General features: G+C 70.1%; 19 protein-coding genes and 2 pseudogenes. 10 read left to right on the top strand and 11 right to left on the bottom strand.

Annotated features, from left to right (window positions below):
- Nucleotides 1-299 precede the first annotated feature (299 nt).
- Complete coding sequence (locus B1H19_RS04370) at nt 300-989, top strand: hypothetical protein (protein ID WP_083103166.1); 690 nt, start codon at nt 300-302, stop codon at nt 987-989.
- A gap of 210 nt (nt 990-1,199) precedes the next feature.
- On the opposite strand, the gene B1H19_RS04365 is transcribed toward B1H19_RS04370, so the two are convergent.
- A complete protein-coding gene (locus tag B1H19_RS04365; RefSeq protein ID WP_083103163.1) occupies nt 1,200-2,090 on the bottom strand; it encodes an aldo/keto reductase in 891 nt (296 codons plus the stop codon).
- 16 nt (nt 2,091-2,106) lie between these two features.
- On the bottom strand, nt 2,107-3,048 hold the full coding sequence (locus B1H19_RS04360) for an NAD-dependent epimerase/dehydratase family protein (RefSeq protein ID WP_083103160.1): 942 nt from the start codon (nt 3,046-3,048) through the stop codon (nt 2,107-2,109).
- Nucleotides 3,049-3,118: 70 nt separating this feature from the next.
- On the opposite strand from B1H19_RS04360, the gene B1H19_RS04355 reads away from it, so the two are divergent.
- Nucleotides 3,119-4,072 (top strand): LysR family transcriptional regulator, encoded by a 954-nt coding sequence (locus B1H19_RS04355; RefSeq protein ID WP_083103157.1) that lies wholly within the window; start codon nt 3,119-3,121, stop codon nt 4,070-4,072.
- Nucleotides 4,073-4,148: 76 nt separating this feature from the next.
- Here the strand turns inward: B1H19_RS04355 and B1H19_RS04350 are convergent, their stop codons facing one another.
- The 4 genes and pseudogenes from B1H19_RS04350 to B1H19_RS04335 all read right to left on the bottom strand — a co-directional run.
- Entirely contained in the window at nt 4,149-4,733 is a 585-nt protein-coding gene (locus B1H19_RS04350) for an SMI1/KNR4 family protein (RefSeq protein ID WP_159027985.1), read from the bottom strand.
- 688 nt (nt 4,734-5,421) lie between these two features.
- Nucleotides 5,422-5,727 (bottom strand): hypothetical protein, encoded by a 306-nt coding sequence (locus B1H19_RS04345; RefSeq protein WP_083103151.1) that lies wholly within the window; start codon nt 5,725-5,727, stop codon nt 5,422-5,424.
- Between the two features lie 7 nt (nt 5,728-5,734).
- On the bottom strand, nt 5,735-6,955 hold the full coding sequence (locus B1H19_RS04340) for an arylsulfotransferase family protein (protein WP_083103148.1): 1,221 nt from the start codon (nt 6,953-6,955) through the stop codon (nt 5,735-5,737).
- A gap of 480 nt (nt 6,956-7,435) precedes the next feature.
- Nucleotides 7,436-8,083 (bottom strand): annotated as a pseudogene (locus B1H19_RS04335) (methyltransferase domain-containing protein); the annotation flags it as partial.
- A gap of 83 nt (nt 8,084-8,166) precedes the next feature.
- On the opposite strand from B1H19_RS04335, the gene B1H19_RS04330 reads away from it, so the two are divergent.
- Complete coding sequence (locus tag B1H19_RS04330) at nt 8,167-8,898, top strand: class I SAM-dependent methyltransferase (protein WP_083103143.1); 732 nt, start codon at nt 8,167-8,169, stop codon at nt 8,896-8,898.
- A 51-nt stretch (nt 8,899-8,949) separates the two neighbouring features.
- A pseudogene (locus tag B1H19_RS40750) lies at nt 8,950-9,171 on the top strand (IS5/IS1182 family transposase); the annotation flags it as partial.
- A gap of 36 nt (nt 9,172-9,207) precedes the next feature.
- Here the strand turns inward: B1H19_RS40750 and B1H19_RS04320 are convergent.
- Entirely contained in the window at nt 9,208-9,729 is a 522-nt protein-coding gene (locus tag B1H19_RS04320; RefSeq protein ID WP_083103137.1) for a hypothetical protein, read from the bottom strand.
- A gap of 246 nt (nt 9,730-9,975) precedes the next feature.
- Here B1H19_RS04320 and B1H19_RS04315 point away from each other — a divergent pair, with 246 nt between their 5' ends.
- Entirely contained in the window at nt 9,976-10,311 is a 336-nt protein-coding gene (locus tag B1H19_RS04315; protein ID WP_159027984.1) for a hypothetical protein, read from the top strand.
- A 122-nt stretch (nt 10,312-10,433) separates the two neighbouring features.
- Here the strand turns inward: B1H19_RS04315 and B1H19_RS04310 are convergent, their stop codons facing one another.
- Nucleotides 10,434-11,051: a LysE family translocator gene (locus tag B1H19_RS04310; protein WP_083103133.1), complete on the bottom strand. Its 618-nt coding sequence runs from the start codon at nt 11,049-11,051 to the stop codon at nt 10,434-10,436.
- A gap of 111 nt (nt 11,052-11,162) precedes the next feature.
- Between B1H19_RS04310 and B1H19_RS04305 the strand changes: the two genes are divergently transcribed.
- Nucleotides 11,163-11,615, top strand: a complete 453-nt coding sequence (locus B1H19_RS04305; RefSeq protein WP_083103130.1) for an Lrp/AsnC family transcriptional regulator — start codon at nt 11,163-11,165, stop codon at nt 11,613-11,615.
- A gap of 47 nt (nt 11,616-11,662) precedes the next feature.
- Here B1H19_RS04305 and B1H19_RS04300 read toward each other — a convergent pair whose 3' ends face one another.
- The 3 genes from B1H19_RS04300 to B1H19_RS39605 form a co-directional block, all read right to left on the bottom strand.
- Nucleotides 11,663-13,924 carry a transglycosylase domain-containing protein gene (locus tag B1H19_RS04300; protein WP_083103128.1) on the bottom strand — a complete coding sequence of 754 codons (2,262 nt, stop codon included), beginning with the start codon at nt 13,922-13,924 and terminating at the stop codon, nt 11,663-11,665.
- Nucleotides 13,925-13,999: 75 nt separating this feature from the next.
- Nucleotides 14,000-16,363, bottom strand: a complete 2,364-nt coding sequence (locus B1H19_RS04295) for a bifunctional polysaccharide deacetylase/glycosyltransferase family 2 protein (RefSeq protein WP_237289117.1) — start codon at nt 16,361-16,363, stop codon at nt 14,000-14,002.
- Nucleotides 16,364-16,377: 14 nt separating this feature from the next.
- A complete protein-coding gene (locus B1H19_RS39605; RefSeq protein WP_083103122.1) occupies nt 16,378-17,085 on the bottom strand; it encodes a hypothetical protein in 708 nt (235 codons plus the stop codon).
- Between the two features lie 285 nt (nt 17,086-17,370).
- Here B1H19_RS39605 and B1H19_RS04285 point away from each other — a divergent pair, with 285 nt between their 5' ends.
- The 4 genes from B1H19_RS04285 (at nt 17,371) to B1H19_RS04270 (ending at nt 21,571) form a co-directional block, all read left to right on the top strand.
- On the top strand, nt 17,371-18,003 hold the full coding sequence (locus tag B1H19_RS04285) for an RNA polymerase sigma factor (RefSeq protein WP_083103120.1): 633 nt from the start codon (nt 17,371-17,373) through the stop codon (nt 18,001-18,003).
- Nucleotides 18,004-18,209: 206 nt separating this feature from the next.
- A complete protein-coding gene (locus B1H19_RS04280; protein WP_083103117.1) occupies nt 18,210-18,863 on the top strand; it encodes a hypothetical protein in 654 nt (217 codons plus the stop codon).
- A 174-nt stretch (nt 18,864-19,037) separates the two neighbouring features.
- On the top strand, nt 19,038-21,155 hold the full coding sequence (locus B1H19_RS04275) for a sensor histidine kinase (protein WP_083103114.1): 2,118 nt from the start codon (nt 19,038-19,040) through the stop codon (nt 21,153-21,155).
- A complete protein-coding gene (locus B1H19_RS04270; protein WP_083103111.1) occupies nt 21,152-21,571 on the top strand; it encodes a roadblock/LC7 domain-containing protein in 420 nt (139 codons plus the stop codon). The genes B1H19_RS04275 and B1H19_RS04270 overlap by 4 nt, the downstream gene beginning before the upstream one ends.
- Nucleotides 21,572-21,635 lie beyond the last annotated feature (64 nt).

Below are 21,635 nucleotides of genomic sequence, written 5' to 3'. Positions count from 1 at the left end.
GCATACGGCGAACGGCTCGTCTCCCGCACCGCTCCCATGCCACCCCGTCGCTGCATCATCCCTGCGCACAGGAGCCCCCCCCAGCTTGTCGCTCATGCCTCACACCGCTCGTTTCCCGAACGAACGTCACCCTACTTACCGGCACTGACAACGAGTCCTGCCAGCTGCGGGCCGAGCTCGGAGGCCCTCCCGGTCGGATTCGTGGGTCGCTCGTCAGCCGTTCCGGTAGCGGCGGCGAAGCCGAAGCGCGCCCGGCCATCATGGTGGGCGACAACTGTTTCAGCGCAGGAGCGACCAGCATGAACCATGATGACGAGCGCCGCCATCTCCTCGTACGTGCCCAAGGCGACCGGTCTCCCCTGTACGAGCTGTATGCCGGGTTGTCCGCGGACGGCGGCGACTTCACCAGCAGCGTGCCCGCCGATGATCCCGACGTGGATCTCGCTGACGATGTGGCGCGCGGCCTGGTCTCCTGGTCCACGGCCCGCCCGCCCGGCGGGTTCGCCTCCCGTCCCCAGCTGCGCCAGCATGTCGAGCAGGGCTTGACGCTCGCCCAGGCGGTGGCGAAGCATCTCGGACCCGCGTGGGTGGTGCGCTACTGGGATGAGCAGCACCAGGCGGCGCAGTTCGTGTGCTGGGGATGTCAGCGCCTGGACCGGACCCTCGACGCACATGGCGACCCGCCGCATCCGCTCCGCATCGTCGTCGTGGGCGAGTACAAGTGGTTTCCGCTCCGTGCGGAAGGATTCGGAGACTTCGCCCCGGACGATCCGGCCGCTGCTCTTGGGCTGTCGGACGAGCTGATCGGTGACCTCTACGGGTGGTCGGCGGACTTCGACGCCAACATGGAGCTGTACTTGAAGGAACGTGACGAGGACAGGGACGACGCCCGGCGAAGGGAACTGGCCCGCCGAGGCGAGGAACTAGCCGAGCGCGTCGCACGCGAACTCGGTCCAGGAAGGACCGTGACGTACGCGGGGCTGGCCTAGCTGGAGGAATGAGATCGCCGCCGCAACCCCGCTGTCAGACCTGCCGCCTACGCTCTGCGCAGCACGCAACCAGAGCAGATCACGTAGGTCATGAAGGCCTGTAGGTCACGAAGGCCATGAAGGTAGGGACAGTGATGGACGGTTCGTCTGACCGGATGACGTCGGTCGCGTCACGCCGGCGAACCGCGCGCGGCCGACGAATGGGCCGGCTCAACCGGACAGCGGCGGTGCGTCGTCCAACTGTGCCTGCTCCTCCTCGCTGAGCTCGAGCTCGACAGCTCTGGCGGAACTGCGGATGGAGGCCGGGCGGCTGGCACCCGGTACCGGGATCACCGCCGGGGAACGGGTCAGCAGCCAGGCCAGGGCGATCTGCTGCGGGCTGGCGCCGCGCTCGGCCGCGATGCGGTGGAAAGCGGTGCTCGCAGAGGTCGGACCGGACGGCCCGTCGAGGGAGCTGCGGGAGATGCCGCCCAGCGGGCTCCAGGGCAGGAAGGCCAGCCCCAGTTGCGTACTCAGCCGCAGCTCGGGCTCGCTGTCGCGCACGGCGGGCGAGTACTGGTTCTGCACGGAGACGAGGTCGTTGCCGAGGATCGCATGGGCCTGGCGGATCTGGCCTGTGGTGACGTTGGAGATCCCGGCGGCGCGAATGGTGCCGGCGTCGAGTAGCTCGCGCAGCGCGCCCACTGACTCCGCCCAGGGCACGGCCGGGTCCGGCTTGTGCAGCTGGTACAGGCCGATGGCCTCCACGCCCAGGCGTTTACGGGATGCTTCGGCGGCGTTCTTGAGGTGGGCGGGGGTGGCGGTGACGGTCCAGCTGCCGTCGCCGGGGCGGCCGCGGCCTCCCTTGGTGGCGACGAGGACGTGAGAGGTGTCCCGGCCGTAGCGGGCCAGGGCGCGGGCGACGAGAAGTTCGTTGTGACCGGCTTCGCCGGCGTGCCAGTGGTAGCTGTCGGCCGTGTCGAGGAGCGTGACCCCGGCGTCCAGGGCGGCATGGATGGTGGCAATCGCCTGTGATGCGTCCGGGCGGTGCTCGATGGACAGCGGCATGGCGCCCAGGCCGACGGCGCTGACGGTGGTGTGTCCGATGGTGCGGTACTGCATGGTGGGTGTCTGCTCCTCAGGCGACGGGGGCGGCGGTGGCGTCAAGGGCTTCGGTGACGGCGCCGGGCAGCCAGTCGGTGGTGTGGGAGAAGGAGAAGCCCAGGTTCTTCGCACGGGCGTTGCTCATGGCGTAGTGACGGTCGAAGGAGAACGGCGAGGCCGGCTCGCCCGCGGCGACACTGCGGTAGACGGGCTCCCGGCCGACCCGTGCGGCGATCACAGCCCCCAGCTCGTACACGTCGAGCGGGCCGCCGGAGCAGGCGTTGACCGGGCCGATGGCGTCGGTTGCCGTGGCCGCCCACCCCAGCAGGTCCGCCAGTTCCTGATAGTGGATGAAGACCGTTGGCAGCGCCTCGGCGTGGACGGCGACCTCCCTGCCGTGGCTGATGCGCTCGACATAGTGCGCCAGTCGACCGGTGAACTCCGCCGTGCCGCCGCCGAGCACATGGGCGCTGCGCACGGCGGCGAAGTCGAACCCCTGGTGCTGGGTGAAGACGGCCTCTGCTTGGCGCTTGCCTTCGGCGTAGTGCGCCTCCAGGTAGGCCGCGTCGTGCCACGGCAGGTCCATGGCCACCAGCCACATGGCCGGGTCCACGCTCTCCTCCGGCACCGGTGTGCCGTGCGGGGCGGTGGCCAGCGCGGCGGTTGCCGGGTCGTAGACCTCGATGGTGGAGGTCATGACGTAGCGCCGGGTGCGGCCGCGGAAAGCGCGGGCGGCGATGGCGGCCTGCACGGGGGTGTAGCAGATCTGGTCGACGACCACGTCGAAGGTGGCCGAGCCGAGCGCAGCACTCAGGGCGGCCTCGTCGTTGCGGTCGACGACGAGGTGCTCGACCCCGGCGGGCGGCGGGGTCGAGCCTCGGTTGATCACCGTGACCTGGTGGCCGGCCGCATGCAGGCGCTTCACCAGGAGCTTGCCGAAGTAACGGCTTCCGCCGATAACGCAGATCCTTTGCATGACCCCATCCTGGATACCTAGAGTCATCAGCAGAAGTACCCACTTACTGGATAGGTTTTAAGGAATACTGTTGATCGATGTTCAGCGGCTGCGTGTCCTGCGGACGGTGGCGGAGCACGGCAGCTTCAACCAGGCAGCGCAAGCCCTCCGCCTCACCCCCTCCGCCATCTCCCAGCACATCGCCGCCCTGGAACGCAGCCTCGGCGCCCAGGTCGTGGCGCGCAGCACCCGTGGCGTCACCCTCACCCCGGCCGGCCGGATCATGGTCGGGGCGGCCGAGTCGGTCGCCGCGGAACTCGAACATGCCCGGCAGCAGATCGACCGCCTCGGCAGCGGCCGCCCCCAGCTCACCATCGCCACCTTCACCAGCGGAGGAAGGCTGCTGCTGCCCGGCGCACTCGCCCGCCTCACCGCCGCCCATCCCGACACCGTGGTCCACGTGCGGGAGGCCGAACCCGAAGACAGCCTGCCGCTGGTCCGCCAAGGCGCCGTGGACCTCGCCCTCGCCTACCACTTCGACGGCCCGCTGCCCGGCCGGCCCGGCCAGAGCTCCAGCCTGATGTGGACGGCACTCATGGAGGACCCCCTGTACGTCGTCCTGCCCGAGACGCACCCCCTGGCCGGCCGCAGGGCGCTCGACATCACCGAACTGGCCGCCGAGCCCTGGGTACTCGGCTGCCTCAAGTCCGAGACCTACCTGCGCCGCTACGCCGAACACGCCGGCTTCGACCCCGAGGTGCGCGGCACCACGACGGACTACTTCTTCGCCCGCTCCCTCGTCGCCGCGGGCACGGGGATCTCGCTGATTCCGTCCATCGCGCAGACCCCACCGATCCCAGGGCTGTGCACCATCCCGATCACACCGCCGACTCCGACCCGGCACATCGGCGTTGCCACGATCCACCGCCGCAACCACCCCCAGGTCAGAACCCTGATGCAGGCCCTCCGGGAACAAGCAGCGGCAATGGACGAACCCTGCCCCTCACACACCACCAACCGGTCTCACGCATCCGTACGCAACTGAGGAAAACGATGCGTACGTCGAAACCGCTGAACTGGCGCTGACATCACGGCAGTTCGCGGTCCGGCTCTGACTCCGCTCACGCCCCGCTCTTGCCCTCCGGCTGGCGGAGGCGGTGGAACCGGGTGTACTGGTGGTACATCAGGTCGTAGAAGGAGTCGAAGCGCTCCGGCCCCATTCCCGACCACGAGGCGAGCCAGTAGCCGGCCCATTCGCCGCGCTCGTCGATGTCCTTGGGGTCGAGGAGCATGACCGCGGCGTCGCCGTCGAGGGAGAGGCGCAGGGAGCGCGCGAGGATCTCACCCTCGGGTTCTTCGTCCTCGTCTTCGTCGGCGAACTCGGTGTCGCTGTAAGCATCGATCCAGCTGGAGTCGTCGGTATCGGCCAGCCAGGCGAGCTCGGAGGCGCCCGCGAGCCGGTAGATGAAGTTCCCCGCGTCCCGCCATCCGTTGGTGGTCAGCAGGAACGCGCGGAGCGAGGGCGGCAACGTCCGGCCCAGGCGGGCCTCGGCAGCCGCGACCTCATCCGCGCTCGCCGGGGCGAATCCGAGCCAGCCGTCCCGGACGGCCTCGTCATCCAGGGGCCCGTCCCGCTCGGGGTCGTGCCCGTTGATCCACTCCTCGCTCCAGAGTTTCAGGAACGGCTGCCACTGCTCACGGTTCATGCGCTGTCCTTTCGCGTCGAACATCGTCGAACGTCATCGCGTCAACGACACCACATGGGTCTGACATTCACCGCTGAGCCGCCGCGACGCTCCTCGGCAGACACGCACTTGCCCGTCGTCGAGTGGGCACGTCGGCAGCGAGGGGCGCTCTCACTGAGGTGGCTCCGCTCAGTACGGCACACGCGCTCAGCGCGAGCCCGGCGGACAAGGCGTGGGGCGCACTCCGCGCGAGCCACGCGGGTCGGGCGCTTCAGCCAGCCGCTCCAGCAGCCCCGGTATCTCCTCGGGGCGGGGTTCGGGCTGCTCGCGGAGTTGGTCAAGAGCAGCCGCGATCGGGGATGATGCGCCGGCAAGCACGGTCTTCCACCCGGATCACGAGGCGTCGAGAACTCCATGATCGTCGAAGCCCGTGTGCGGGCTGACCCAGCTCCGGTGACGCGCAGCGCGCACCTGCGCGGACGCCTACCCGCCCACACCCCCGATCAGCGTTCTGCCAGCTCAGCCCTTCCCTGCACAGGGAACTACACCGGACGCATTTCTCTTCCGGTACGCCAGCAGTACCCCGCACCTCGGCCGTGCCCTCGAACCGCTCTCTCGGACGGGCCGTCGCACCGGGGCCGGCTTCGCAGCCGGGTCCCGTCCCCTGTCAGATCGGGAAACGGGGCCCGGCGCCAGCACGCCCCACGGATCAGTTCACGGTGCCCAACCGGCGCACGATGCCATCGGCGAACCGGTCGGTGAGGGCCCTGGGGTTGGATGCGGCGGAGCGCTGGTTGATGTGCATCGTGGCGTTCAGCGTCGTGCCCTGCCGGGCGAGCATGTCGACGAGAGGGGACTCGCGGGCCGGCTGTACGGCCCGAGCGGGCGGGTCAGCGGGATGACGATCTCTCCGGGCCTCACCGGTCGGGGCGTGCCTGGCGACCTCGACCACACCGCCGTGCGCGAACGGCAGATGGTCACGGACGACCTTCAGCAGACTGCTGCGCCCTCTCAAAACCGGCCTACTTCCAGGGGAAGCGGTACGCGCGATAGCTGTTCACGCCCGTGGGGAACCGGGCCTTGAACACGGCCTTCCCCGAGGCGTTGAACTCGGAGACGTACGGAAGCGACCCCCATCCGACGAACGCCCCTCCCCGGCGGAGCGGCTGCGCGTTGCCCTGTGAGGACGCGCTGAGGTAGTCCGGCTGGTTCAGGGACTTCACCAGCGTCGCCGTACGCGCCTTCTCGTCCACGCGGACGGTGACGACACGGCTGAACGGAAGCTCCTCCACCGCCCTGGCCCCAGTGTTCGCGGCCCCCGCGGACTCGTTGTCGAACCAGCTGTACAGGCCGCCGCCGAGCGGTTCGGGATCGTGCTGCCACGAGAAGATCGTCCCGGCCGTGTTCAGGTACTGGCCGGGCGCGGCCTGCTCCTTGAACGTGCTGGCCTTGCCGCCGAGCTGCCACAGCACGGTGCCGTTGTGCCGGTCGACCTTGTACGTGGTCCACGTGTTCCGGGCATCGATGAGCAGGTCACCATCGGTGTCGGGTTTCACCGCGTTGATGTGGAACCAGTCCCACGGCTTGTTCGGCGACGACGGCAGCGGCTGCTCGCTCTGCGCGTACGGCACGTGATCGGCCGCCTTCCACTGGAACAGGACCCGGCCCGTGCGGATGTCTATCTCCTGCACCACGCCGTCGATGACCGCCTGGTGCGCGGAGCCGCCGATGCCCGTCAGATCGGCGGTCTCCTGCTTGTACGCCAGGATGAGTGCCGTGCCACGACCGGTGATCAGGAACTCGTGCCCATCGGCGGTGTACCCGTTCCCGGCACGGACCTCGGCGACCTTCTGATACCGGTTGTCATAGATGTAGTTCACCCCGCTCGCGAGCGAGCCGAGCCCGGTGCCCTGCCACCAGGTCAGAACCGGCGGCCTGCCGCGGTAGGTCTGGGCACGGAAGTCCGCCGCCTGCTGCCCGGCCGGCGTCTTGTGAGACCACACGACACGCCTGCCGTCGCCGCTCAGGATCTCCACGCCGCTGGAGTAGGCGCTGTTCGCGGAGTTCGGCGAGACGAAGATGTCCCCGCGGCTCGCTGTGCTCTTGTCGGCAAGGACAGTCACCGGTGGCAGCGGCTTGCTGTCCGGGGTTGCGGATGCGGTGCCGGCCAGGGGCAGCAGGCCCGTGACGACAGTGGTGGCCGCAGCGATCAGGGTCCGCGCGGGTATGGAGTTGTGACGCATCAGGTGTCCGTTTCTGGCAGCCCGAAGCCGAACCGGTCGGCTCGGTCACGGGCATGCGGAGAAGGCGCACACCCGACCGGGCATGCGCAGTGAGAGAGGGCAATTACAGGAAGGTGCTACCGCGCATAGCCAGTGAGGCTGTCAGGCGCGGACGGATGCCACTGGAGGCCGAACGGCTCTCAACAGGGGCGACACGCAGCAGAACACACCCGCATGTGGTCGATGTGACCGCGAGTCGTGAGGATCTTGCGCCGCTGCATATGGCAGAACGTAGCCGCGCACGGACCGAAGCGTCAATCAACGTCCACGCAGCGAACAGCATGACCGGCCGGGACTGTTGCACTCCATGCCAGACCGTGCGGCCGGACGTGCCACTCTCACTGGGCGTTCACCTCGAACGTGAGCACCGACGCCTCTACAGTGATCACTAACCGGACAGACACGCCCGATCAACTGAACAACCCACCAAAGAGACACGCTCTAGCCGAGTGCCGGCGGGTGCTCGGCTGGACGGCGTCCCCAGGCCGAGATCAGCGGCGCGAGTGTCAGGTCGAGTTCGCCCGCGTGGACGGCGGCCAGGTGCGCGTCGATCTCGGCGTCGTCGGCCAGGCCGGCCGCGAGCGGCTCGCCGCGCACGTGCCGGATGGTCGCCGCCTCCAGCCGGTCGCAGGCCGGCCCGCCGACCGGGAAAGAGCCCGCCGCGGCGACATCCACCAAGCCGGCCTCATGCAACGCCCGGGGCGGTGTCCGGCCGTAGCGCAGGTCCGCGCCGTGGCGCGTCAGCAACTCCCGGACCGCGTCGCGCAGCCGGTTGGCCCGCCGCTGCGCAGGGCCGCTGTCGTCCAGGCATGCCAGTGGCTGCAGAGCGGTATCGGCGTCCTCGACCAGCAGCCGGCCGCCGGGTCGTAGCGCTGCCGCCATCGTGGCCAACGCGCGAGCCCGGTCGGGTATATGGACCAGCACGAGGCGGGCGTGCACCAGATCGAACGTCCCCGGCTCCGGGGGCGGATCAGCGGCGACGTCGTGCCGGTGCACCTCGTACCCGTCGCCTGCCTTCAGCCACGACGGGTCGATGTCCGTGGCCAGCACGTGCCGTCTCATGGTGCTCGGCCCTGCGGTCGCCTCTGCCTCGCCGGTGCCGTATCAGGCAACGTTGGCTGTGTGGTGGACGGCCTGTTGGTAGCTGTCAGCGGGGCGCGGATACTTTCGCAGTGTTCTCCGACGCTGATGCCGCCGCCCTGTATGACCTGCTGAATCCGTGGGACCCCAAACGATGGCCCAGTGACGGTTTCTACGACGGGTTGGTGATGGCCGCCGACTCAGTCCTGGACGTGGGCTGCGGAACCGGCTCCATGCTGCACCGTGCGCGCGAAGGCGGCCATGCCGGACGCCTCGTCGGCCTCGACCCGGACTGTGCCGCACTTGCCCGCGCCCGGCGGCGTACCGACATTGAGTGGGTCGAGGGCACTGCGGCGGACGCGGAGTGGAACGCTGAGTTCGACCTCGCGACGATGGTCAGCCACGCGTTCCAATGTCTCGTCACCGACCACGAGTTGCGCGCCTCGCTCGCGGCGATCTATGCCGCGCTGCGCGAAAACGGCCGCTTCGCCTTCGAGACCCGCCATCCGCAGACGCGGGCCTGGGAGGACTGGAATCCTTCGAACGCGTCCGACGTTACCGACGCGTCCGGCCGTGCCTTGCGCGTCTGGCACGAGATCGAGTCTGTCGTCGGTGACCTGGTCACCTTCACCGCGACGACGGCCGAGCCCGACGGCGCCGTGCTCCGCGTCGACCGCACGAGTCTGCGCTTCCTTGGCGTTGCGGCTCTTGACGCGTTCCTCGCAGAAGCGGGCTTCGAGGTCGAGGCCCGCTACGGTGACTGGAATCGCGGGCCCGTCACCACTACGAGCCGGGAGATCATCACGATCGCCCGCCGGGCGTAGTCCGATCAGATCCGGCCTTGCCGTCGCGCCGCGCGGACCGGGTTACGGCTTCCCGAGCGGAAGAACCAGAAGGTCAACCGCCAACGGCGCGGCAGCCAGGGCGGTCCTCCCACCGGGTTCGTCCAGGCACGGTATGTCCGCAGTAACGAGGTTGAGCGGTGCATCAACGCTCTCAAGGGCTTCAGAGCCGTGGCGACTCGGTACGACAAGAGAGCCTACGTCTTTCATGGCACGGTCACTCTGGCCGCGATTCGGCTATGGCTCCGTTGTTGATCTCTCCGATGTCCTCCGCAGATGCTGGCGGTTGATTCAGTCGTCGGCCGCGACGAGGAGTGTGATCTGCCCAGCCGAACGGTCGATGAGCACGAACTCGTGGAAGTCGCTGTGCACACGACCCCAGTCGTGGATCGCCTCATCGCCGAGCTCGCTCAGGTAGTAGATGTGCTCGGCTGAAGCCAGACGGTCGAACACCTCCCGCTGCAGCTCCGTCGCAAGGTTGGCGGGCATGTCCTCACACCGGTTCGCCCATTCCCACAGGATGTGGTCACTCTTCTCCCGGCCGATGGCTTCGTACACGTCGGGGGTTACCGCCCTCAGCCAGTACGGGCCGTGCCGGAGCCCCTCCGGCAGTACTCCGCCGCCGGCGTAGTCGTCCCGGAACTGTTCATGTCCGATGAGTGCGGCAAGCAGCTCCTTATCGCCGACAAACTCCGCGGGGAGCCGCAGACGCTTGATATCGACCCACCTGAAGGCGGGCGACCTCGGATCCTGGAACGTGTAGTTCCGAAAGTTGATGAAGGTGCTGCCTTCGTGGGTGAGCTTGTTCTGCACGCCTTTCAGCCTAGATGCGCCCAGGTCACGCTCGGCGGACCCCTCGGACACGCCCTAGGTGTATTGATCACGCACGCCCCACAAGGGCGATCCGCACGCGGCACCGCCACCGTATGGCGGTGCCGCGGATTGTTTTATGTGGCAGACGGAGCTGCTTAACAACGCAGTGCGCGGTGAGAGTTGGCGCCGAACCCCGGCACGCGATGACCTCAACGGGAGGAAGCAATGCGAGCGTCGGCAAGGCTCATGAGCGTGGTAGCCGGGGCTATGGCCGTGGTGTCGTTGACCACGGTGGAGGCAAGCGCGACGGGTACCGGCGGCACACCGCACAGCGGCCGGGCCGGAACGATCCAGGTCAAGGGAGGCGGCTGCAACCACACATGGCCCGACGGCAAGGTGGGGCGTGCTGACGGCTGCTGGTCTCATGACGGCGACAGCGCCCGCATCGCCGCTGGCTGCACCGGTGTGCACGGGGAGGTGTACAGCACCTGGCAGCACGGCGACAATCTGGCCTTCGCCACGGAGCCCTGCGGCGGAGACGCCCAGGCCAAGGCCGTACACGTCGAGGTCGGCCGGCCGTAAGCGCCTTGATGGTGACCGTACCCGGACGCCGGCTTCACGGCGTCCGGGCACAGCCTTCCTCGCTCTCCTGGACATCCGGACCGGCCACATCTGGTGTGTGTGCGGGGCGCGGGGCGGATTCGTCAGCCGATCAGGCGTTCCGCAAGCAGGAACCCGCCGATGACGATCATCATGGCACCGGAGACGCGGGTGACCGTCCGGGCGGCCGAAGGCCGGGTCCTCAGCACGGTCCGGGCCAGGACGCCGACGGTGAGGTAGACGACGGCGCAGGCGGTGAGGTGCAGGGTGCTGAGCAGCCCGGTCTGCGCGGTGACCGGCCAGCCCGTGGCAGGGTCGAGGAACTGCGGGAACAGCGAGAAGTACAGCAGCAGCGCCTTGGGGTTGAGGGCGCTTATCCCTGCCCCCTTCAGCATGATCTGCGTGCGGGAGGAGTCCACGGCCTCGCTGGAGGCTGCCAGAGCGGCCGGCTGCCTCAGTACGCCCCAGCCCAGCCACAGCAGGTAACCGGCGCCGGCGACGGTCAGCGCCGTGAGCACGGTCGGCGAACTCGCCACGATCACGGCCAGGCCCGCGACGGCCATGAGCGCGTACGCCGCATGTCCGGCGATCAGCCCGGCGACCGCGGGGACGACCGAACGGTCCCGCAGCCCGGCCGAGATCGCATAGGCCCAGTCCGCGCCGGGCGTGAACACCAGCAGGAGATCCACTGCCAGGAAGGCCGCCAGCGTCGTCGTGTTCATGGGTCGATCCCTCTTCCGCGCTTCGTTACGCGAGGAAGGCTAGGCCGGATCCGCCCGAAGGTGTTCCCTTATTTACCCCATGATCGCGTCTTGTGGGGGAGAATCTTCTGCATGGATGCCATGGACCGGAAGATTCTTGCCGAGCTGCAGCTCGACGGCCGTCTCACCGTCACCGAGCTCGCGGCCCGCGTGCAGCTCAGCGTCTCGCCCTGCCACCGCCGCCTGCGCGACCTCGAACGCGAGGGAGCCATCCGCGGTTACAAAGCGGTCGTGGACCCGGCTGCCGTCGGCCTCACCTTCGAAGCCCTCGTCTTCGCCACCCTGCGCTGGGAGGACCCCGACACCGTCACCGCCTTCGAAGAGGCGGTGGCCGCCGTCCCGCACGTACTCCAGGCTCAGCGCCTGTTCGGCGAACCCGACTACCTCCTGCGGGTCGCCACCACCGACCTGGCCGCCTTCCAGCAGCTCTACGACGATCAGCTGGCCAGGCTCCCCGGCGTCCAGCGCCTGACCTCCACCCTCGTCATGAAACACGTCGTCGACGACCGCCCTCTGCTCCCGTAGCCGGGGCTCGCTCGGCCCCGGCTACGGCCGCCCCTGTTCGCTGACGGTCACCCGCACTTGTGGTGGCGGCACTTGGGGGACGTCGGGGCACCTGGCGAGGCGGGAGAGGTAGGTGCCTTCTTATCGGTCTTGCCCGGTTTGCCGGTCTTGCCGTTCCCGGCGGGGTTTCCGGCCTGCTTGTCGTGTTTGTTGGGCCGGGAGCGTGGGGTGGCGCCCGGCTCGTTGGCGCCCTGGCCGAGGGAGGCGGGCGTGGGGAAGGGGGCGTCGGGGAGGCCGACGAGGGCGTCGGTCATGTACTGGGTCCAGATTTCGGTGGGGATGTCGCCGCCGAACACCTTCTGCAGGCCGCCGACGCCCACCAGTGACTGCAGCTGGGGGTGGGCCGCGTCCTCGCGGAAGAGGACCACGGAGGTGGTCAGTTGGGGGGTGTAGCCGATGAACCAGGCCGAGTGGTAGTCGTCGGTGGTTCCGGTCTTGCCCGCGGCCGTCCTGCCGAGGGCCTGGGCCTTGGTACCGGTGCCCTTGGTGATGACGCCCCGGAGGACATCGGTCACGTTGTCGGCGATGGCCGGTGGCAGCGCCCGTACGGGGACGGGGGCGGTGAAGCCGGGGAGTGCGGAGCCGTTGTGGGTCACCCTGGTCACCGAGTAGGGGGTGGCCCGCATACCGGAGGCGGCGAAGGTCGAGTAGGCGCCCGCCATGCGAATGGCGCTCGGTGTCGAGGTGCCGATGTAGAAGCCGGCACTGGGGGCGGCGAGGCTGTCGGGGCGCAGACCGAGGGCCTCCGCCGTGCTGGCCACGTTCGGGTGGCCGACGTCCTCTCCCAGTTGCACATACGGCGTGTTGACCGACTGCTCCATCGCCTGGCGCAGAGAGATGTAGCCCCAGCGCTTGGGGGTGTCGTTGTGCTGGTGGAGGAGGCCGGTGGGGTCCTTGTCATCGGTGACGTAGTTGCCCTGCTGGTCCTTGATCTTGATGCCGTCGTCACCGTTGAACTTGCTGGCCGGGGTGATCGGCGCCGGGGGCTCGCCGGGCTTCAGTACGGCTCGGTGCTGGAGCGCGGCGGCCAGGACGATGGGTTTGAACGTGGAGCCCACCGGGACGCCGGAGGTGTCGGCGTTGTCCGAGTAGTGGGCGTGGCCGAAGCCGGAGCCGCCGTAGACGGCGAGGATTTTGCCGGTCCTGGGATCGACGGAGGAGGCTCCGACCTGGACGTCCCGGTCGACCGACCGGTGGGCGGGGTCGAGGCGTTGTGCGCGGACCTTGGCGACGGCCCTGGCCAGTGCTGCGGTCCGTTTCCGGTCGAAGGTGGTGTGTATCTGGTAGCCGCCCCTGCTCAGGCTGCTGTCCGTGATGCTCGGGTTGTGCGCCTGGGCGTACGACCGGGCGAGCTGGACCAGGTAGCCGGTCTGGCCCGGGAGGCTCGAACCGAGGGTCCACTTCCTGGGTGTCGGGAATCCTGCGGCCGCGTACCGTGCGCGCTGATGCGGCGTCAGCTTGCCGGTCTTCACCATCCGGTCGAGTACCCAGGACCAGCGCGCCTTTGCCGTCGCCTTGGCCTTGGGGTCGGAGTCCGCGTGCTGGAAGAGGCTCGGCTCGTTGACCGATGCGGCGAGGAAGGCTCCCTGGCTCGCATTGAGCTTCTGCACCGGAAGGCCGTAGTACGCGCGGGCCGCGGCCTGGACGCCGTTGGCCTGGCGGCCGAAGAAGCAGGTGTTCAGATAGCCCTGGAGGATCTGCTGCTTGTTCATGGCGGCGCCGATCTTGGTGGAGATCAGCAGCTCCTTGAGCTTCCGCGAGAGCGTCTGCGACTGGTCCAGGTAGGTGTTCTTGACGAACTGCTGGGTGATCGTCGACCCGGACTGCACGGAGTCGCCCGCGGCCATGTTGACGACGGCGCGGAGGATGCCTTGCGGGTCGATGCCCGGGTCGGTGTAGAAGGAGGCGTTCTCCGCGGCGATGAAGTCCCACCGCACGTCGGCGGGGACCTGCGCGATCTGGATGTTCTGCCGGTTGACGCTGCCGTCGGTCGCCATGACCGTGCCGTCCGACCAGTAGTAGACATTGTTCTGCAGCAGTGCCGTGGGGTTGGGGTCGGGGATGGTGACCGTTGCGTAGGCATAGCCCACGGTCGCCGCCGTGGCACCGAAGAAGAACAGGAAGATCGCCAGCAGTTGACGGATCGACGGCAGCCAGCGGCGCGGGCCCGTCCTGCCCCGGCGCGGGTAGTCGATCCACCGTCTCCCACGTCCGTTCCCCGGCGTGCCGCCGGTGGACTGCTGCGACGGTCGGCGTCGGTGTCCGCTCATGGGCTCGGATCACTGTCCTTTCGGTACAACTCAGTGCAGAACTCGGTACAACTGCGATTTCTCGTGCGGTGTGGACTACCGGAAACCGTTGTGGGGCGGGGGCTGGTGATAACCGTTGTGGGGCGGGGACTGTGGAAGGCCGTCGTACGGTGCCGGCTGGTGGAAGGGGTCGTACGGCGCCTCTTGCGGCACACGGTCGTACGGCGCCGGGTGCGGCAGACGGTCGTACGGCGCCGGGTGCGGAGAGCCGGGATCCTGCGACGGCAGGCCATGGCCGGGCGCCTCCGCGCCCGCCGGGGCCCGGAGACTGCCGTACCGCTCCATGCGCTGCCATCTCAGGCGGGAGCCCGAAACCGCGGTGAAGACGGACTGGATCACCACCAGGTACATCAGCTGCCGGTAGACGAACTGCTGGAGCGGCAGGCTCCACAGCGGGCCGGGCCGCTCCCCGTCCAGGCGGAACGCGTACCGGCCCATCAGGAGTTGCAGCAGCAGGAAGGCCAGCCAGAGCCCGATGATCCGGACCGGGTCGAGGAAGAGCAGCCCGTATACGGCGAAGATGTCCACGACGGGGGCGAGCAGCGGCAGCAGTACCTGGAAGAGGAGGAGATAGACCAGGCCGCGTCGGCCGAGTTTCCCGGCGGCGCCGCGCTGCACCAAGGCGCCGCGGTGCTTCCACATCGCTTGCAGGGTGCCGTAGCACCAGCGGTACCGCTGCCGCCACAGGGCGTTCAGTGAGGCGGGCGCCTCCGTCCAGGCCACCGCGCCCTCCTCGTAGACCACCCGCCAGCCGGCGCGGCACAGCGCCATGGTGAGGTCGGTGTCCTCGGCGAGGGTGACGTCGCTGACGCCGCCCAGGGCGAGCAGTGCCCGGCGGCGGAACGCGCCGATCGCCCCCGGGACGGTCGGCATGCACTCGGCGAGGTCGAACAGTCGGCGGTCGAGGTTGAAGCCGACCACGTACTCGATGTGCTGCCAGCGGCCCAGCAGGCCACCGCGGTTGACGACCTTGGCGTTGCCCGACACGGCGCCGACCCGGGGGTCGGCGAAGGGCTGCACCAGCGTGCGGACGGTGCCGGGTTCGAAGACCGTGTCGCCGTCGACCATGACCACCAGTTCGCACGAGGCGGCGGCGAGTCCCGTGTTGAGCGCGGCGGGCTTGCCCGCGTTCTGCTGGCGGATGACCCGCACCCCCGGCAGTTGGAGCGACTCCACCAGGTCGGCGGTGCCGTCGGTGGAACCGTCGTCCACCACGATGATCTCCACCGGATGGTCCGAGGCGAGCAGTGAGCGCACGGCCGCCTCGATCCCGGCGCTCTCGTTGTACGCGGGGACGATGACGCTGACCGGTTCGCACACCGGCGGCCCCCAGGACCGGCCGTGGTCCGCCGTCCGTAGCCGCCGGTGCCGGCGGGCCGCGATCAGCACCACCGCCGCACGCAGCACGCTGATCGCTCCGGCCACGCCCAGCAGCACACCGAGCAGCCACACCATCCAGTCGCCGGCCCGCAACAGCCCGATGAGGGCCATGCCTTGCAGATGATCGCCGGGCCTGGCGCTCCGGAGCGACCCGGCCATGCCGACCGAGGCGCCGACCGTCGAGAACCGGAAGCCGTGCGCCTTGAGCCGTGGAATCAGGGTGCCCAGCGCGGCGACGGTCTGCGACCGGTCACCGCCGCCGTCGTGCATCAGCACGATCTGCCCGGCGCGGCCGTGGGGTGTGGCATGGGCAAGGATGCGGTCCGCACCGGGGCGCTGCCAGTCCTCGGCGTCCTGTGTGGAGAGCACCGTGACATAGCCCGCCGTGTCGGCCTGCTTGACGACGGACCAGTCGGCATCGTCCAGCGCGTCGTTCCTGGAGGAGTACGGCGGCCTGAGCAGTGCGGTGGTGACCCCGGCGGCGCCGGCCACCGTCAGCTGCGTCTCCCGCAGCTCCAGGGAACGCTGCCAGGGTGCGAGGCGGGCCAGGTCGGGATGGGTGAAGGTGTGGATACCGATCTCGTGGTCCTCGGCGACGATCCGGCGGACCAACTCCGGGTGGGCCACGACCTGGGTTCCGACGACGAAGAACGTCGCATGCACATGGTTGCGGCGCAGTACGTCCAGGATGCGCGGCGTCCAGACGGGGTCGGGACCGTCGTCGAAGGTGAGGGCGACGGTGCGGTCCTTGACCCGGGCGGTGTGCGCGGAGGTGGCGGCGTCCGCGATCACGGGGCCGCCGTGAGTCACCTGACGGGGCACCGCCTCGCTCCGGCCCCGGGCGCCGGTCACGGCGTCCGAGGTGATCCCGAACATGTGGTGGGTGTAACCCTGCAGCAGGAGGGCTGTCGACAGGGTCACCGTGAGCACGCTCAGCAGGAGCCAGTGGGCGCGGGGTGTGATCCGGCGGGTGCGGCCGTGGCGGCGGGCAGGGGAATTGTGGTGTCGGCGGTCGGTCACGTCAGGGCCTTGGATCACTTCACGGGCTTGTGGGACGTGCCGAGGGCGCGCCCCCTGTGGGTGGGGGCGGCGGTCGTGGCGGGCGCAGCCGTGGGCCGGGACGGGGCCGCAGGGGCGGTGGAGGCTGTCGGCCGGCCGGTGGGGCCGGGGGCCTTGCGCGCCGCGGTGCCGGCGTTCTTCTGTGCCGCGGTGGGGCTCGCGCTCCGCGCCGGGTGTCCGGTGCCGGACGAGGGATCGGGTGCGGTCGCCCCGGGCCTGGCCGAGTGAGCCGAGTCCGCGTGCGGGACGAACGGAGAGCTGATGTCGGGGCCGCCCAGCATCGTGCTGACCAGCAGGGCGACATAGCCGCCGGCGGGTATCACCAGCAGCCGGGCGGCTCGGAGCACGCGGCGCTGGCGTCGCCCCGAGGCATCGACGAAGACGGGCCGCGCCGACTCGCTCTCGGGGGCGTCGGATTCCGGCACGGGTTGACCGGGTGTGTCGAACGCCGGCGGGAGCAGCCCGGTGTCGGCGTCGCCGTACAGGGGGTCCCACGCTGTCGTGGTCTGCCCGGTCGGGTACTCGTGGCCATGGGCGTACCCGGGGCCACTGGCGTACTCGTAGCCATGGGCGTACTGGCGCCCACCGGCGTACGCGTCGCCATAGGCGTAGGTGTAGCCGGCGCCGCCGTACGGATCCTCGCCGTACGCCGCTGCCGCTGCACTTCCGTCTGTCCACCGCACGAGTCGTGTCCCCTGTCCTGGACGACCGACGCGGTCGCCCGCATGAAGAGAGCGCACGCGCCCGGAAGTGTTACACCGGGGCCGCACGGGACGGATGAAGTCTCCGAAAGCGGGCGATCCAGACAATGCCGATCAAAGGCGCCTAGCCGGGCGGCGGCGTGAAGGACCACTGGCCGTTGTGACATTTCTGTGAGGGTCGACGCAGTTCACCATGGGACGTCGTTGCGACCGGAGCGCGGCGGACGACACGGACTCGCTATGAACGCGGTGCGAACGAGGACATTCTTGGGTGAGGCAGGGCAACCCCGGCGCGCAAAGACGTACGACGGGGAATTGGGCATAGCGGTTGCGCGGGCTCAGGACGGTGACGAGACCGCTTTCGCGGTGGCCTACCGGCTCGTGCAACCGGGCCTGCTCGGATATCTGCACGGGCTGGTCGGCGAGGACGCCGAGGACGTGGCCTCTGATGCCTGGCTGGAGATAGCCCGCGACCTCGGACGTTTCAAGGGGGACGGGGCCGGGTTCCGCGGCTGGACCGCGGTCATCGCCCGGCACCGGGCACTGGACCATCTGCGCCGCCAGCGTGTGCGGCCCCGGGGCGGCGGGACCGAACAGGACGTACTGAACCTGCCCGGACCGCACAACACCCATGACCAGGCCCTGGAGTCCCTCTCCACCGAGCAGGCCCTGGAACTGGTCCGCGGGCTGCCGCGGGACCAGGCCGAGGCGGTGCTCCTGCGGGTCGTCGTGGGCCTGGACGGTCCCGCCGCCGCACGCGTCCTCGGCAAACGTGCGGGAGCGGTACGCACGGCCGCCCACCGGGGTCTGAAACGCCTCGCCCGCCAGCTGGGCGTCGGCGGCGACGCGGACGAGGGTGTGACGGATGGGGCTACCCGAACGCTGGGGAAAACGGAATGAACGACGAGGGCGGCAGCGGCGGCCCGAAGGTGTCGGGGCCCGGCGCCTCGGCGCATCACAACGGTCGCACGGAAACTCAAAACGGTCGTATGGGAACGGAAGCGGACATGGGTGAACGGCTGAGCGGCGACGGAGCTCCGGTCCGTCACCGGCGTGGGCACCCTGACGGCAGCGCGTGTGACCCGCGGGACGTGCAGGAGTCCGCCATGCTGGAAACGGTGCTGCGCGCCGCCATCCGCACGGACCGTCTCGATCCCGAGGCGGAGCAGCGGGCCCTGGCCGCCTTCCGGGCCGCCGCCCAGGGCGCGGACGGGCGCCGGGCACGTACCCGGCGCCGGGACGACTGGCGGCCGCGCCAGGAGCGGAGGGTCCGGCGCCCGGTGCGGATGACGTTCGGCGTGGTGTTCGCCAGCCTCACGCTGGGCGGCGTCGCGGTCGCCGCCGTCGGTTCGGCAGGCTCGTCCACCGACGGTGCCGGTACCGGCCGGGGGACCGCGCACCCCTCTGCGGGCGCCCCGGGCCGGCCGGGAGGTACGGCCTCGCCGTCGCCCTCCGGCCACCCCGGCCCCACGGGCCGTCCCTCCGCCGCCAAGGACACCGAAGCCCACTGCCGCGCCTACAAACAGGTCGAAGGGCGCGGCAAAGCACTCGATGCGACGGCCTGGCGGCGGCTCGTCGCGGCCGCCGGCGGAAAGGACAAGGTCGCCGCGTACTGCTCCGAGCAGCTGACGCGGGCGACGGGCGCGCCGCGCGGGCCGGCCGGCACGGGCAAACCCGGCAAGGGCGCCGCGAACGCCGGCAACGGCAGGGCGGGGAACGGCCAGGCAGACAAGGGGAACGGCGGCGGGAAGCACCGGTAGCCCCGCGCCGTGCCCGATCCGCGCCATGCGTCGGCAACGGGACGCCGATCGGGTGCTGTCACCCTCGGTCACACCCTCCCGGCCTGCGGCGTGAGGGCGGCGCAACGGAAACTCCCACATGGCCTAACAGGGCGGAAACCCACCCGGAACGAGGCCGGGCTAGCTTCGTGACGTATGAAGGTGTGGGAGCCGGCACGGCCACTGCTCGCCAGGCTTGGCGCGATCGGCAAGGGCAGCGGCGGTTCGGTGCGCCGCCGCGGTGGCCGAACGGCTCCCGGCCGTCGGCCGATACCCGGCTGGCGCAGCATCCGGGGTCGGGTGGCGGTGGTCATCGCCGTACCGATCTGCCTGTTGCTGGCCGTGGCCGGGCTCGCCGTGCACGGCCGCGCCGACGCCCTCGGCGATGCCCAGACGGTCCGCGCCGAGGTCGGACTCAGCCTGCGGGTACAGGCCCTGGTGCACCAGCTGCAACGCGAACGCGGCCTGACCAACGGCCTGTTGGGCGGTGAGAAGGAGTTCCGCCCGCCGCTGGCCGCCACGCGCAGGCGCGTGGACAGGGCGCTGGCCGGCATGCGCGAGGACAACGCCGTCGGGGAGATCATCCGCCGGCGCCTGGGGCGCCTCGCCGGCATCCGCGCCGCTGCCGACAGGGGTACCGCCGACAGGGCCGCGACCCTCACCTTCTACACCGGTGCCGTCGACGCCCTCAACGCCGTCGATCCGGTGGCGGAGACCGCGACGCGCGCCGACCGCCAACTGGCCGACGGACTGGCGGCGTTGAGAGAGCTGGCCGCTGCCAAGGAATCCGTCGCTCTCGAACGCGGACTTCTCAACGGCGTGTTCGCCGAAGGCGCCTTCCACGGCCGCGAATACCTCACCTTCGCCGAGGTGCGCGCCACCCGGGTCGCCGCCCTGGCCCGCTTCCGGCAGGTCGCCACCGGATCCCAGCGCGCGGCGCTGAAGCGCACCTTCGCGACCGAGGACGCCCAACGCGCCACCGCCTACGAGAATCAGGCGGACGACGCCGCCGTCGGCTCCGTACTGCGTGCCGACGCCCGCACCTGGTGGGACGCGATGACCGTACTCGTCGACGATCTGTACGCCGTCCAGCAGTCGGTCGGCGACGACGTACGGGGCCGGGCCGACCGGCTGAGCCACGACGCCGAGACGGGCCTCGCCGCCTACCTCGGCGCGGCAACGCTCGTGGCCGCCCTCCTCGCGGGCCTCGCCGCGTTCGCGTCCCGTTCCCTCACGCGCCCGCTCGGCGCGCTCGCCGAGGCCGCCCACGACGTGGCGCGGCGCCGGCTGCCCCAGGCCGTCACCCGTATCCAGCAGTCCGCACCAGACGAGGTGCAGCTCCTCCTGACGGCAGACGCCCCGGACCACCCCGATGGGCACCTGCCGGGCGCCGCGGCGGAGATCACCGAGGTCGCAACCTCCCTGCACCACGTGGAACACACCGCCCTCCACCTCGCCGCCCAGCAGGCCGGCCTGCGCCGCAACACCACCGAATCGCTCGCCAATCTCGGCCGCCGCAACCAGAACCTCGTGCTGCGTCAGCTCCGGCTCATCACCCGCCTGGAACGACAGGAACTCGACCCGGCCGCCCTCGCCGAGCTCTTCGAGCTCGACCACCTCGCCACCCGTATGCGGCGCAACGCCGAAAACCTGCTGGTCCTGGCCGGGAAGAATCCGCCGCGGCCCACGGCGGCGCCGACCGACGGCCTGGAAGTCGTCCAGGCGGCCGTGGCCGAGGTCGAGCAGTACCGGCGGGTGCTGATCGCGACCGTGGAGCCGGTGCGGGTACGCGGGCACGCCGTCGCCGACGTCTCCCACCTCCTTGCCGAACTGATCGAGAACGGGCTGATCTTCTCGCCACCGACCGAACCGGTCGAGGTGCACGGCTGGTACGACACCGAGGACGACACGTACTGCATTGCCGTCGTCGACCACGGCGTCGGCATGTCGGAAGCGGACAAGGAACGCGCCCACACCCGCTTCTCCGACTCCGGGGAAGAGGCTCTCCTCGCCGCGCCGACGCGGTTCCTCGGTCACCTCGTCGTCGGCCGACTCGCCCAGCGCCTCGGCGACGGCACCCAGGTCCATCTCTTCGACACCCCCGGTGGCGGCCTGTCCGCGCTCCTCGCCCTGCCCGGGCGCCTGCTCATCCCCGCGCAGGACCCCTCCGCCGCACTCCCGCCCGCCCGGCCCGCTGTCTCCTCCCTGCTCAACGGCTTCCGAGCAGGTGTCGCCCGGGCCGAGGCCCGAACCACCCAAGGAGCGTCATCGTGACCACCGCCATCCAGAGTTTCGGCTGGCTCGTCTCGGAGTTCGTCCGTACCGCCGACGGCGTCACCGACGCCGTCGCCGTCTCCTCCGACGGCCTGCTCATGGCCGCGTCGGACAGCCTCGGCCGAGACCGCGCCGACCATCTCGCCGCCATCGTCTCCGGCATCACCAGCCTCGCCCAGAACGCGGCGGAGTCACACGGCTTCCACGGCATGAAACTCGTCATGATCGAAATGCTCGGCGGCTTCCTCATGGTCGGCCGCATCCGAGACGGAAGCTGCCTCGGCGTCCTGGCCGCCGACGGGTGCGACGTCGGGCTGGTCGGCTACGAAATGGCCGTCCTCGCCGACCGCGCCGGCGAACTGCTCACCCCGCAGTTGGTCCACGAACTCCACTCCGCGCGCGTGGCCGCGCCATAGGTGCAGACTCCCGCTCCTCGCCCCGCCGGGGCCTGGGAGCCGGCCTACCAGGCGGGTCTTCGCC

The sequence above is a fragment of the Streptomyces gilvosporeus genome (genome assembly GCF_002082195.1).
Taxonomy (GTDB): Bacteria; Actinomycetota; Actinomycetes; order Streptomycetales; family Streptomycetaceae; genus Streptomyces; species Streptomyces gilvosporeus.
The sequence above is the reverse complement of the archived record's forward strand: the minus strand, read 5'-3'. Positions and strand labels throughout refer to the sequence as shown.